This window comes from Delftia sp. BGA-UO-ETr-SB1 (genome assembly GCF_059567865.1).
This window is the reverse complement of the sequence record NZ_JCAQOW010000004.1, coordinates 1859049-1871987: the sequence shown is the minus strand read 5'-3', so window position 1 is coordinate 1871987 and position 12939 is coordinate 1859049. Positions and strand designations below refer to the sequence as shown.

Here is a 12939-nt window from a genome sequence, read left to right as displayed (position 1 = left end):
TCAACAAGCTGGATGCGAGAGCATGCAGGCATCGATTGACAGAAGAAGAAAGGTCTTGCCGCATGACAGGTAAAAGCACATTCACCGCCCTTGCTCCCGTGGCCCTGGCGCTGCTGGCGGGGGCCATCCTGCCATTCCAGGCCGCCAGCAATGCCCTGGTGGGCCGCCTGCTGGGCCACCCGCTGTGGGGCGCGCTGGTCTCGCTGGCCGTGAGCGTCATGGTCGTGGTGCCTGCACTGTGGGTGCTGCGCGCGCCCGCTCCGGCCATGGCCCAGGCGGCAGCGGGGCCATGGTGGCTATGGATAGGCGGTGTGCTGGGGGCCATCTATGTGGCCAGCGCGGCCGCCGTCACGCCCAGGCTGGGCGCAGGCGGATTCCTGGTCTGTGTGGTGGCGGGGCAGATCGTGGTCTCGGTGCTGGTGGACCACTTTGGCCTGATGGGCCTGGGTGCACGGCCGGTCAATGCGACGCGCCTGGCCGGCGTGGCCTTGATCCTGGGTGGCGTGCTGCTGGTGGTGCAGGGCGGGACGGCCCGTGCAGCGGCGGCCCCATGAGCGCCGCGAGCACGCCCTGCTTCAGCGGCGAAGGCCCCGGCCTTGCCCGCGTCAGGCGGGCATGCCCGGCGGCACGGCGGCCGGCCTTGCCGCTGGCGGACGTTCCTGGCGGGCATCTGCCGTGCCGGGCAGGAACCGGCCCAGCCGGATGACAAAGCAGGCCCCGCCTCCGGCAGCCGGCTGGAAGAACGCGTCGCCTGCGTGCAGCCTGGCGATACGCCTCACCACGGACAGGCCCAGACCATGCCCGTTGACGTGCCGGGTGGCGCTTGCGCGCTCATAGGGCTCGAAAACCTGTCCTGCCGCTTCGGGCGCAAGGCCCGGTCCCTGGTCGCTGACGGAAATCAGCAGGTCACCGGACGCATCGCAGCGGGCGGCCAGGGTGATGTCGCCCGCCTTGGCATATTTGATGGCGTTGCCGACAAGGTTGGAGATGGCGATGCGCACCAGGACAGGGTCGCATTGCCATTGCTGCGGGCCGTGTTCCAGATCCAGTTTCAGGCGATGCCGCCGGGACCAGCCGACGAGCTCTGCAGACTCCTCCAGGAGTTCATCCAATGGCGTCTGCTCCAGTTGCAGCCGGAACGCGCCCGCGTCCAGCCGGTCGTTGATCAGGCAGGTGTCCACCAGGGTCATCAGCCGGCGCGAAGCCCTGCGTATTTGCGACGCCTGCTCGATGAGGGAGTCCGCGTCCGTCGTCGGGAACGTCTGCAGCTCGGTCGCGGCGCCGTCCACGATGGTGAGCGGGGTGCGGAACTCGTGGTTGATCATGTTGAAGAACTGGCGCTGCTCCAGCCGCATCTCCCGCTCGCTGTGCAAGGCCGTCTGCAAGGCCTGCTGGGCCGTTTGCAGTTGTGCGGTGCGCTGCAGGACCTTGGACTCCAGCTCGCGCTCGGCAGCCTGGGCGCGTGACAGGGCCTGCATCCGCTCACTGCGCAGGGCGCGCTCCGCCACCCGCGTGCGGTTGGTCACCGCCATTCCCAGCAGGATGGCCTCGGAAACACGCCCGGCAAACCACAGCATCTGTGCCGATGGCAGCGCAACATCCGGCAGCAGGCCCTGGGTTCTCAGCAGGTTCAGGATGCCCAGGGCGGAAGGCACCGCAAACGCCAGCGCGCCCGGCAGGTATTGCCACTGCCTTCGGACCACCAGCAGGTACAGCACGAAGACCGCACCGAACGATGTGGACACCAGGGCCGTGAACACCACGGCACGCGAGATCTGCGCATAGCCACCCAACAGTGCCAGGCCCAGTGCGATGGCATTCAGCCAGGCCACTACGCTGAAGAGGTGCGCAGCCCAGATCCAATGGCGGCGGAACTCGAACAATTGGCTGAAAAACACCGTCGCCACCACACAGAAGCTGCAGTAGGCGATGGACAGCGCATGCTGGGGCTGGTCGGCGCCGGGCAGCCACAGGCCTTCGGGCCGGTAACGGAAAGCAGCGTAGGCAAAGCCGGCTGCCAGGAGCGCGGCGCAAAGAATGTAGAGCCTTTCCCTGAGCCAGCACCACAGGATCAGGCTCATCAGCGTGATGGCCAGGGCCGAGCCCATGTACGCGTAAAGCAGCATGGCGGCCGGCGCCATGCTCCTGCCGGGAAAGACCGCAATGCCCTGGTCTGCCTGGGGGTTGGGCAGCAAGCGGGTGAGCAGTGCCAGAAGCGCTGCAGCTGCCAGGGCCTGCACCAGGGTCTGCACGAGCCATTGCGCTGCAGCACCTGTTTGCCAGTGCCCCCGGCCGCCTTCGGTGGGGTTGTCTTGCGTGTGGATCAAGGGTCCGATTGGTTGATGTGGCGTGCGCCCGTATATGTCCGCCGTGCAGGCTTGCGGGGGGCCATTGTGCACCGGCGGCCATTGCGGGAAAGCGCTGTCTGCCGTCTGCCAGGTGCCCCAATGCAACAGGCCGCCCCGCTGCGGATAAGCGGGGCGGCCTGTAACGGGCTCCTGGTCTGGATCACGCATCCGGGCGCTGGCGGTAGTCGGCGGGGCTGGGTGAATGGTTTTGCTGCGCCGGTAAGCGTGCTCCCATGCAGACAAGTGTGCGCGTTTGGTCTCAGAAAATGCTGCTTTATTTCTTCAAAACAGGCGTTGCTACAGAAAATTATTCTGCGCCTGCCTGTTTTGCAGTAGATTGCCGGCCATGGACATCCTCGACAGAAAGATTCTTTCCGCCCTGCAGGCCAACGCGCGCGCCAGCCTGCAGGAAATCGGCGCCGCCGTGGGCCTGAGCGCCTCGCCCTGCTGGGCGCGCATCAAGAAGCTGGAAGAGGCGGGGGTGATCGAGGGCTATACCGTGCGCCTGAACCCGCTGGCGCTGGGCCTGGGCGATACGGTGCTGGTGCAGGTCACGCTGGACAGCCATTCGGACAACACGCTGGAGAAATTCGGCGAGATGCTGGCGACCATTCCCGAGGTGGTGGAGGCGCATCTGGTCTCGGGCGAGTACGACTACCTGCTGCGCGTCGTCGTCAAGGACACGCGTGACTACGAGCGCCTGCTGCGCGAGAAGCTCTACAAGATCAAGGGCATACGCCACAGCCAGTCCAGCTTTGTGCTGCGCACGCTGAAGAAGGCCGACCTGCCGTTGGGAGTCTGAAATCCATGCCCTCTGGCCAGGCGCCGCCGCCCGCCCCCTACCGCGAACACTCCCCGCCGCCCGCCCTGCAGCCGCACTTCCAGTGCCTGTGGAGCAGCACCGTGGCCCCGGACTATGCCGGTGGCTTTCTCGTGGTGCCCGATGGCTGCGTGGACATCGTCTGCAAGGGCGGGCGGCTGCTGGCCGTGGGGCCTGACAGGATGGCTGCGCGGCCCGCGCTGGTGCCGGGGTCCGAGGTATGGGGGGCGCGCTTCGGCCCCGGTGCGGCCAGCGCCTGGCTGGGCCTGCCCATGGACGAGATCGTGGGGCAGGCGGTGGAACTGGGCGATCTGCTGGGGCCGCGCGCGCGGGAGTGGGTGCATCGCATCAACGATGCGCAGCCGGGCGCAGGGCAGGCCGTGTTCATCCATGGACTGGTGCAAATGGGCCGCGACGCCCCAGCGCCGGACCGGCAGGCCATGCAACTATTCAGTGTGGCGGCTGCAGCCGGGCGGGATGAATCCGGTGTGCTGGCCGCCATGCGCGCGCAGCTGGACATGCCGGAGCGCAGCCTGCGCCGCTTGTGTCACGCGCAGTTTGGCTACGGCCCCAAGACCCTGGAGCGCGTGCTGCGCTTTCAGCGCCTGCTGGCCCTGGCACGGTCGGACCGGCAGGCAGGTCTTGCGGCGCTGGCGGCGGACGCCGGCTATGCGGACCAGGCGCATCTGTCGCGCGAAGTGAGGGCGCTGTGTGGCATCACGCCCCGCGCTGCCATGGCGCAGCTGCTGGATTGAGCAGTCCGGCTGGCCGTTTTGTTCAAGATGCCGTGCCCCTGCGTGGCCGATGATGGCGGCCTACCGACATTCAATGGAGCATCACATGGGCATCAGGGGCAAGAACCACCAGATCGACAACATCGAGTTCAACGTGGCCGACATCGCACGCAGCAAGGCGTTCTACGGCGAGGCCTTCGGCTGGACCTTCACCGACTACGGGCCGTGCTACACCGAGTTCAGCGACGGCCGGCTGACCGGCGGCTTCACCACCGGCGAGGAGGTGCGGCCCGGCGGCCCGCTGGTCATCCTCTACGCCGACGATCTGGCCGAGGCACAGCGCCGCGTGGAGGCGGCCGGGGCCGTGATCAGCCGTGCGGTGTTCGCGTTCCCGGGTGGCCGCAGGTTCCACTTCACCGATCCGGACGGCTACGAACTGGCCGTGTGGTCGGCAGAGGCCTGAAAGCCAACAGCCCGCATCTGCGGGCTGTTTTTCATGGGGACTGGGCCGGGCGTCAGTCGACGTTGGAGCCCAGTTGCATGTCCTTGTACTTCACGATGTGCGTGCCCTTGACCAGGCGGTAGCCGCCCCAGATCAGCAGGAACAGCGGCAGGCCGATGTAGGTGGCGACCACGCCGGTCCAGTCGATGCGGTCGGCCATGAAGGCCTCGTAGTTCTGGCCCAGCGTGATCACCATGCACAGCACGAAGGCGAAGATGGGGCCGAACGGGAACCAGGATGCGCGGTAGGGCAGCTGGTTCAGGTCCAGGCCCTGGGCCTCGAAGCCCTTGCGAAAGCGGTAGTGGCTGATGGCAATGCCCAGCCAGGCGATGAAGCCTGTCATGCCCGACAGATTCAGCAGCCAGATGTAGACCAGTTGCGGGCTGAAGATGTTGGTCAGGAAGCACAGCGCCGCCACCACGGTGGTGGCCAGCAGGGCCAGCGTGGGCACGCCGCGCTTGTTGACATACGAGAACATGCGCGGCGCCATGCGCTGGCAGGCCAGCGTGTAGAGCATGCGCGTGGAAGCGTACATGCCCGAATTGCCGGCCGACAGCACCGAGGTCAGCACCACAGCGTTCATCACGGCGGCGGCCGACAGCAGGCCCGCGCGCTCGAAGACCAGGGTGAAGGGGCTCACGCTGATGTCGCCCAGATCATTCTTGAGCAGGTGCGGATCGGTGTAGGGGATCAGCAGGCTGATGACCAGAATGGCGAAGACGTAGAACAGCAAAATGCGCCAGAACACCTGGCGCACGGCGCGGGGCACGTTCTTGGCGGGGTTCTCGGATTCGCCAGCGGCAATGCCGATCAGTTCCGTGCCCTGGAAGGAAAAGCCCACGATCATGGCCACGCCGATCAGCGCCGAGAAACCGCCCGCAAAGGGCGCGTCGCCCTGGCTCCACAGGGCAAAGTTGCCCCAGACGCCTTCAGGCGCGCCGCCCCGCACGATGCCCAGGATCATGAGCACGCCCACGCCGATGAAGAGGATGACGGTGGTCACCTTGATGGCGGCGAACCAGTACTCGGCCTCGCCGAAGCCTTTGACCGAGATGGCGTTGAGGCCGAACATGATGGCCAGGAACAGGGCGCTCCACAGCATGCCGTTGCCGTCGGGGAACCAGTAGGCCATGACCAGCTGGGCGGCCACCAGGTCCACGGCAATGGTGACGGCCCAGTTGTACCAGTAGTTCCAGCCCAGCGCGAAGCCGAAGCCTTCGTCCACATAGCGCGCGCCGTAGGTGGCGAATGAGCCCGAGACGGGAAGGTTCGCGGCCATTTCGCCGAGGCTGGTCATGAGGAAGTAGACCATCAGGCCCACGATCATGTAGGCCAGCAGGGCGCCGCCGGGGCCGGCCTGCGAGATGGTGGCGCCCGAGGCAACGAAGAGGCCGGTGCCGATGGAGCCGCCGATGGCGATCATGGACAGATGCCGCGCCTTGAGTTCGCGCCTGAGCGCGGTGGGAGCGGCATTCTTGGAGTTTTCTGCTGCCATGGATGTGTCGATTGGTGGATCAGATCCCGCGCGGCCGCTGGCCGGCGCGGGGGCAGGAATGCAAAACAGGAAAAACAAAAGAGCCGCTGTGTCGCGGCCCCATCAAGGTGCATGCACCACGAAAAGGCGTGATTGTCCGAGAACGCTGCCATCGTGGAAAGGCAGGAGTTTAATCCCCCTTCACCCACATAAGCGGAACTGAATCCGAACCCACTGTGTGCATGGCGCCACGCCGTCTGCGGCCCGCCTGCCTGCTTACCACTGTGTCTGCGCCAGCAGCAGCTGGGCCAGTGCCTTGATGCGCGGCGAGGCCTGGCGCGTGCGCGGGTAGACCAGGGACAGTTCGCGGGCGCGGCCCTCGTGCTGGGGCAGCAGCCGCACCAGCCGGCCCGCCTGCAGGTGCTCGCGCACCGCGAACTCCATGACCTGGGCCACGCCCAGGCCGCCCAGCGAGCCTTCCACCAGCGGATCGCCGCTGTCGAAGGTCACGGTCTGTGGCGCAGGCCAGTCCAGCATCTCGCCATTGCCGGCCAGGAACTGCCAGGGCACGCGCCGGCCCAGGTAGTGGTTGTAGACGGCCATGCAGCTGTGCTGCGCCAGCTCCTGCAGCGTCTGCGGCGTGCCGCGCGCCGCCAGGTAGGCGGGCGAGGCCACGGTCACCCAGCGCAGCGGCGGCAGGGCGCGGGCAATCATGCGGCTGTCTGCCAGCGGGCCTATGCGCACGGCCGCGTCAAAGCCTTCCTCCACCATATCCACCATGCGGTCGGTGAAGCTGGTGTCGATCTGCAGCTGCGGATGCTCGCGCAGCAACTGTCCCAGCAGCGGCACCAGCACGATGCGGCCCAGCATGGACGGCGCCGTCATGCGCAGCACGCCGCTGGGGGCGCAGCGCCGGTCGCTGACCAGCTGGCGCGCCTCTTCCAGCCCGGCAATCAGCGGGGCGCAGCGGTCCACCAGCGCACAGCCATCAGGCGTGAGCGAGACGCTACGCGTATTGCGGTGCAGCAGCCGCGTGCCCAGGTCTTTCTCCAGCTGCGCCACGGCGCGCGAGATGCGTGGCTGGCTGGTGCCCAGCAGCGTGGCGGCCTGGGTGAAGCTGCGGCTTTCGGCCACCTTGATGAGCAGGTGCACGGCGTTGAGATCCATGGCATGTCTCCAGATTCGATTAATGCAGTTTTGCATAAGAAAAATGAAAATCTGCTGTTTATCTTCACAAGTGCATTAATTAGGATCGGCGCCATGCCAATGACCGATTCCCCCGGCGCCCTGCGCCATCCGCGCGCCGCGCTGGCGCTGCTGTCCCTGTCCCAGCTGCTGATTGCGCTGGATGCCACCATCGTCTTCGTCGCGCTCGACGCCATGGGCCAGCAGTTGCAGATGGACGCGCACCATCTGCAATGGGTGGTCAGTGCCTACAGCGTGGCCTTTGGCGGCTGCCTGCTGCTGGGCGGGCGCTGCGCGGACCTGCTGGGCAAGCGGCGCATGTATGTGGCGGGCATGGCGCTGTTCGGCCTGGCCTCCCTGGTCGGCGGCTTTGCCTCGCAGCCCTGGCAGCTGGTGCTGGGCCGCGCAGGGCAGGGCGTGGCCGGGGCGCTGCTGTTTCCGGCCACGCTGTCGCTGATCAACACCTTGTATGCGGCAGGGCCCGAGCGCAACCGCGCCCTGGCCGTGTGGAGCATGGCGTCGGCCGGCGGGCTGGCGGCCGGTGCGCTGCTGGGCGGCGTGCTCACGCAGACACTGGGCTGGAACTGGGTGCTGTGGGTGCTGGTGCCCGTGGCCTGGCCGTGTGCCATGGCGGCGCTGCGCTTTCTGCCGCCCTCGGCCCAGACCGGGCGCGCCGCGCCGGGCCAGGGCTTTGATCTGGCCGGCTGCCTGAGCGTGACCGTGGGCAGCAGCCTGCTGGTGACGGCTCTGGTGCAAGGTCCTGAATGGGGCTTTGCCAGCGCCGCCACGCTGGGGACGCTGGCCGTGGCCATGGCGGCGCTGGCCCTGTTCTGGCGCATCGAGGCGCGCATTGCCTCGCCGCTGATGCCGCTGTCCCTGCTGCGCGTGCCCAGCCTGCGCGCGGCCATGCTGCTGACCATGCTCTTCATGAGCAGCTTTGGCGTGCAGTACTACTTTCTGGCGCTGTATTTCCAGCAGATCTTCGGCTGGAGCCCGCTGCAGGCCGGCATGGCCTTTTTGCTGCCCACGGCGGTCTGCACGCTGGGCATCCGCTGGGCCGAACACTGGCTGCACCGCTCCACGCCGCGCGCCGTGCTGATGGGGGGCTGGGCCGCAGGCACCATCGGCCTGGCCTATATGGCCTGGGCGCTGCCGCTGGGCGGCAGCTATGTCTGGCTGGTGCCCGGCTTCGTGGTGCTCAGCCTGGGCCAGGGCGCGTGCTGGACCGCCATGTGGGTGGTGGCCGGCCAGGGCGTGGCGGCTGCGCAGCAGGGCGTGGCCTCGGGCATTGCGGCCACGGCCCAGCAAGTGGGCGCGGCGCTGGGGCTGGCCCTGCTGGTCATGGTGGCCACCGCGCCGCTGGCCGGAATCACGGCGCCCGATGCGCTGCGCGAGGCCACCGCCCGGGGGCTGCAGCAGGCCGAATGGGGTGCTGCACTGATCGCGCTGCTGGGGTGGGTGGTGTCGGCGGGCATGCGCCGCGCACCGGCAATCCAGGCCGTGCCGGGCGCGGAGCAGCCAGCCTGCTCGCCTTGAGGTCACCAGCCCGCAGTTACCATCTGCGGCTGCTTTGCACACCCCTCACCACCAACCCACATGGCAGAAACGAGCATCTCCAGCGACTGGGTCCGGCATTCGCAGCTGGGCGCAGGCCTGGAGCGCATCGAGGCCTACTTCGGCGGGCACGGCTATGCGCCCCACAGGCACGACACCTATGCACTGGGCCTGACGCTGTCCGGCGTGCAAAGCTTTGCCTACCGCCGCAGCCAGCGGCACAGCCTGCCGGGCGGCGCCATGGTGCTGCACCCCGACGAATTGCATGACGGCCACGCGGGCACCGACGCAGGCTTTCGCTACCGCATGGTCTATGTGGAGCCGGCCCTGATCCAGCAGGTGCTGGGCGGCAGGCCCTTGCCCTTTGTCGAGGGCGGGCTGTCTGCCGACCCGCGGCTCAAGGCCGCGCTGCTGCCGCTGCTGCAGGGCCTGGATGAAGACCTGGAGCCGCTGGCCCGCGACGACGCCATCTACGACCTGGCATGGGCGCTGGACGCCGTGGCGGGCCGCCGCAACGTCCGGCGCCTGCCCGACCTGGGGGCCGTGGAGCGCGCCCGCGCCTGCATCCATGATTCGCTGGAGCAGGGCGTAACCCTGGAGGCGCTGTCTCAGGCCAGCGGCCTGGACCGCTGGCGGCTGTGCCGTGACTTCCGCGCGCTCTACGGCACCAGCCCCTACCGCTACCTGACCATGCGCCGGCTGGACACCGTGCGGCGCCTGCTGCTGGCGGGGCAGGGCGTGGCCGATGCTGCACTGCAGGCCGGCTTCTTCGACCAGAGCCACATGGCGCGCCAGTTCGCCATGGCCTATGGCGTGCCGCCGGCGCGCTGGCTCAGGCGCCTGGGCGCGGCCTGAGCTGCACGATCGTGCAAGACCGAAGGGATGGCGCTTCCTAGCATGGAGGCTTCACACGCTTTCATAAGGTCTGCCCATGACGTTCCCCGCTGGAAACCGCCCCTACGAGGCCATCAACTTCCCCGAGAAATTCAGCCGCTTCACCGGCCAGTGGAGCCCCCGCGTCGTCGCCGAGATGAACGACTACCAGTTCAAGATCGTGCGCGTGCAGGGCGAGTTCATCTGGCACTCGCATGCAGAAACGGATGAAGCCTTCCTGGTGCTGGACGGCGAGCTGCGCATCGACTTCCGTGATGGCCATGTGCTGCTGCGCCAGGGCGAGCTCTACGTGGTCCCCAAAGGCACGGAACACAAGCCCAGCGCCGAGCGGGAAGCACGCCTCATGCTGATCGAGCCGCGCGGCGTGCTGAACACCGGGGAGGAAGGCGGCGAGAGGACGGCGATGAACGATGTGTGGGTATAGCCAGCCCGCAGCCATCCCATGAACAAGGGGCGCCGCAGCGCCCCTTGTTCCCGGAAGTGCGGAGCGCTCAGCCCAGCAGCAGCGCGTCGTCGGCCAGCTTTTCGCCGCGCACCTTCTCGAACATGTGCAGCAGATCTGGCACGTCCATGCGGGCGCGTTCTTCGCCGCTGACGTCGAGCACGACCTGGCCCTGGTGCAGCATCACCGTGCGCTCGCCCACGTCCAGCGCCTGGCGCATGCTGTGGGTGACCATCATGGTGGTGAGCTTGGCCTCGGAGACGATGCGCGCCGTCAGCTGCAGCACGAAGTCGGCCGTGCGCGGGTCGAGCGCGGCGGTGTGCTCGTCCAGCAGCAGGATGCGCGAAGGCTGCAGCGCCGCCATCAGCAGGCTCACGGCCTGGCGCTGGCCGCCAGAGAGCAGGCCGATGCGGTCGGTCAGGCGGTTTTCCAGACCCAGGCCCAGGATGGACAGGCGCTCGCGGAAGTTGTCGCGCATCTCGGCCTTGACGGCGCGGCTCAGGCGGCGGAAGGTGCCGCGGCGCTGGGCCAGGGCCATGTTTTCCTCGATGGTCAGGTCCTCGCAGGTGCCCGCCATGGGGTCCTGGAAGACGCGGGCCACGCGCTCGGAACGTGCCCACACGGGCAGGCGCGTCATGTCCTGGCCGGCGATCTCGATGCGGCCCTTGTCCACGGACAGGTCGCCCGAGACGGCGTTCAGGAAGGTGGACTTGCCGGCGCCGTTGGAGCCGATGACGGTGACGAACTGGCCGTCGGGAATGTCCAGCGACATGCCGCGCAGCGCCCGCGTTTCGATGGGCGTGCCGGGGTTGAAGGTGATTTCGAGTTGTTGTGCGCTCAGCATGAGGGTTCTCCGGCGATCAGGACTTGCGCTGTGCAAATTTGCGCTTCAGTTGGGGGATCACCAGGGCGACGGTCACCAGCAGGGCGGTGACGAGGTTCAGATCCTGGGCCTTGAGGCCGATGAAATCGCTGTTGAGGGCCGCTGCAATGAAGAAGCGGTAGACGATGGCGCCCACCACCACGGCCAGCGTGGCCCAGACGATGCGGCGCGAGGGCAGGATGGACTCGCCCACGATCACGGCAGCCAGGCCGATGACGATGGTGCCGATGCCCATGGAAATGTCCGAGCCGCCCTGGGTCTGCACGAACAGCGCGCCGGCCAGGCCGACCAGGCCGTTGGAGATCGCCATGCCCAGCAGGATCATGGCGCCGGTGTTCACGCCCTGCGAGCGTGCCATGCGGGCGTTGGAGCCCGTGGCGCGGATGGCCAGGCCCCGCTCGGTGGCGAAGAACCAGTCCAGGCCCAGCTTGGCGATCACGACGATCACGAACAGGATCACCGGGCGCATCACATAGTCAGCCACGCTGTCGGGCTGCAGCAGGGTGAACAGCGTGGTCTCGTTGATCAGCGGCACGTTGGGGCCGCCCATGATGCGCAGGTTGACCGAATACAGGCCGATCATCATCAGGATGGAGGCCAGCAGGTCCATGATCTTCAGGCGCACATTGAGCCAGCCCGTGATCAGGCCCGCGACGGCGCCTGCGGCCGTGCCGGCCAGCGTGGCCAGCCAGGGATTGGTGCCCGTGGAAATCAGGATGGCGCAGACGGCGCCGCCCAGCGGGAAGCTGCCGTCCACCGTGAGGTCGGGAAAGCGCAGCAATCTGAACGAGATGAAGACGCCCAGCGCCACCAGGCTGAAGATCAGGCCGATCTCGACGGCACCGAGCAATGAGAAAAGAGACATAGGAGGAGCGACAGGCGCGTGGGACAGAAAACGACTTAAAAAAAGGGCAGGGCCATGTTGCCATGGCGCCTGCCACCGTGGGCGCACTGCCCGGGTTGGTCCCGGGCAGGCAAACCCCGGGTATTACTTGATCACCTGGGCGGCCGACTTGACCAGCGCGTCGGACAGCTTGACTCCTTGCTTCTCGGCGGCGCCGGGATTCACGAACAGCTCCATCTTGGTGCTGACTTCGGTCTTCATGTCGCCGGGCTTTTCGCCCTTGAGGATGCGCACCACCATGCGGCCGGTCTGCTCGCCCAGATCGCGGTAGTTGATGCCCAGGGCAGCCACGGCGCCGCGCTTGACGGAGTCGGTGTCCGAGGCCACCAGCGGGATCTTGGCGTCCTGGCCGACCTTGACCAGCGACTCGTAGGCCGAGACCACGTTGTTGTCGGTGTTGGTATAGATCACGTCGACCTTGCCGACCAGGCTGCGCGCGGCGCTGCTGACGTCCACGGAACGGGGTGCGGCGGCTTCCACCAGGGTCATGCCCAGCTTGGGCAGCAGGGCCTTGAGTTCCTTGACCACCACGGCGGAGTTGGCCTCGCCGGGGTTGTAGACCATGCCCACGCGCTTGGCGTTGGGCACGACCTGCTTGACCAGATCCATCTGCTTGTCCAGGGCCAGCAGGTCGGACACGCCGGTCACGTTGTTCTTGGACGGCTCCCAGCTGGGCACCAGCTTGGCGGCCACGGGGTCGGTCACGGCGGAGAACACCACGGGCACGGTCTTGGTCGAGGCGACCACGGCCTGGGCCGAGGGCGTGGCGATGGCCACGATGGCGTCAGGCTTGTCGCCCACGAACTTGCGTGCGATCTGCGCGGCCGTGCCGGTGTTGCCCTGGGCACTCTGGTACTGCCACTTGAGGTTCTTGCCGGCTTCGTAGCCTGCTTCCTTGAGCGCGGCCTGCACGCCGTCGCGCACGGCGTCGAGTGCAGGGTGCTCGACGATGGCGGTCACTGCGACCGACTTCTCGTCAGCGGCGTGGGCGCCGCCCGCGATGGCGGAAATTGCCAGGGCCAGCGCGCCCAGGGGCGCCCAAGACAAGTGCTTCATACGTGTATCTCCAACGTGCTTGTGTTTGTTCCTGTTTGCTCAGCAGAAGGCCGCACAGGACGGTCGCGGCGCTTCGCGGCAAAGTCTACTGCAGCCGCCCTGTACGCCTTGGCGTTTGGACGACCCGGTTTTCACCTATAGGT

At 67.4% G+C, this 12939-nt stretch carries 13 protein-coding genes; 7 read left to right on the top strand and 6 right to left on the bottom strand.

Translation table 11 applies throughout. From position 1 onward, the window contains the following. Positions 1-62 precede the first annotated feature (62 nt). Positions 63-554, top strand: a complete 492-nt coding sequence (locus AC57B5_RS09245) for a DMT family transporter (RefSeq protein WP_046985421.1) — start codon at positions 63-65, stop codon at positions 552-554. A 51-nt stretch (positions 555-605) separates the two neighbouring features. On the opposite strand, the gene AC57B5_RS09240 is transcribed toward AC57B5_RS09245, so the two are convergent. Next, positions 606-2327, bottom strand: coding sequence for a sensor histidine kinase (locus AC57B5_RS09240; protein ID WP_375708210.1), 1722 nt, complete (start codon positions 2325-2327; stop codon positions 606-608). Positions 2328-2694: 367 nt separating this feature from the next. Between AC57B5_RS09240 and AC57B5_RS09235 the strand changes: the two genes are divergently transcribed. The 3 genes from AC57B5_RS09235 (at position 2695) to AC57B5_RS09225 (ending at position 4365) form a co-directional block, all read left to right on the top strand. Continuing rightward, positions 2695-3150 carry an Lrp/AsnC family transcriptional regulator gene (locus AC57B5_RS09235; RefSeq protein ID WP_012206124.1) on the top strand — a complete coding sequence of 152 codons (456 nt, stop codon included), beginning with the start codon at positions 2695-2697 and terminating at the stop codon, positions 3148-3150. A 5-nt stretch (positions 3151-3155) separates the two neighbouring features. Next, positions 3156-3923 carry a DUF6597 domain-containing transcriptional factor gene (locus AC57B5_RS09230; protein WP_496399336.1) on the top strand — a complete coding sequence of 256 codons (768 nt, stop codon included), beginning with the start codon at positions 3156-3158 and terminating at the stop codon, positions 3921-3923. A gap of 85 nt (positions 3924-4008) precedes the next feature. Further along, positions 4009-4365 (top strand): VOC family protein, encoded by a 357-nt coding sequence (locus AC57B5_RS09225; RefSeq protein ID WP_496399335.1) that lies wholly within the window; start codon positions 4009-4011, stop codon positions 4363-4365. A gap of 52 nt (positions 4366-4417) precedes the next feature. On the opposite strand, the gene AC57B5_RS09220 is transcribed toward AC57B5_RS09225, so the two are convergent. Together AC57B5_RS09220 and AC57B5_RS09215 are read right to left on the bottom strand one after the other, a co-directional pair. Beyond that, the gene (locus AC57B5_RS09220; protein WP_034394868.1) at positions 4418-5899 is read right to left on the bottom strand and encodes an amino acid permease; all 1482 of its coding nucleotides are present in this window, start codon (positions 5897-5899) and stop codon (positions 4418-4420) included. A 255-nt stretch (positions 5900-6154) separates the two neighbouring features. After that, complete coding sequence (locus AC57B5_RS09215) at positions 6155-7045, bottom strand: LysR family transcriptional regulator (RefSeq protein ID WP_012206120.1); 891 nt, start codon at positions 7043-7045, stop codon at positions 6155-6157. 93 nt (positions 7046-7138) lie between these two features. Here AC57B5_RS09215 and AC57B5_RS09210 point away from each other — a divergent pair, with 93 nt between their 5' ends. From AC57B5_RS09210 to AC57B5_RS09200, 3 genes are all read left to right on the top strand, one after another. Then, on the top strand, positions 7139-8599 hold the full coding sequence (locus AC57B5_RS09210) for an MFS transporter (RefSeq protein WP_496399334.1): 1461 nt from the start codon (positions 7139-7141) through the stop codon (positions 8597-8599). A 60-nt stretch (positions 8600-8659) separates the two neighbouring features. Beyond that, entirely contained in the window at positions 8660-9472 is an 813-nt protein-coding gene (locus AC57B5_RS09205; protein ID WP_097202092.1) for an AraC family transcriptional regulator, read from the top strand. 76 nt (positions 9473-9548) lie between these two features. Further along, the gene (locus AC57B5_RS09200) at positions 9549-9935 is read left to right on the top strand and encodes a cupin domain-containing protein (protein ID WP_496399333.1); all 387 of its coding nucleotides are present in this window, start codon (positions 9549-9551) and stop codon (positions 9933-9935) included. 67 nt (positions 9936-10002) lie between these two features. Here AC57B5_RS09200 and AC57B5_RS09195 read toward each other — a convergent pair whose 3' ends face one another. The 3 genes from AC57B5_RS09195 to AC57B5_RS09185 form a co-directional block, all read right to left on the bottom strand. Continuing rightward, positions 10003-10797, bottom strand: coding sequence for an ABC transporter ATP-binding protein (locus AC57B5_RS09195; protein ID WP_012206116.1), 795 nt, complete (start codon positions 10795-10797; stop codon positions 10003-10005). A 16-nt stretch (positions 10798-10813) separates the two neighbouring features. After that, on the bottom strand, positions 10814-11701 hold the full coding sequence (locus tag AC57B5_RS09190; protein WP_043825488.1) for an ABC transporter permease: 888 nt from the start codon (positions 11699-11701) through the stop codon (positions 10814-10816). Between the two features lie 123 nt (positions 11702-11824). Next, complete coding sequence (locus AC57B5_RS09185) at positions 11825-12796, bottom strand: ABC transporter substrate-binding protein (RefSeq protein ID WP_012206114.1); 972 nt, start codon at positions 12794-12796, stop codon at positions 11825-11827. Between the last annotated feature and the right edge of the window lie 143 nt (positions 12797-12939).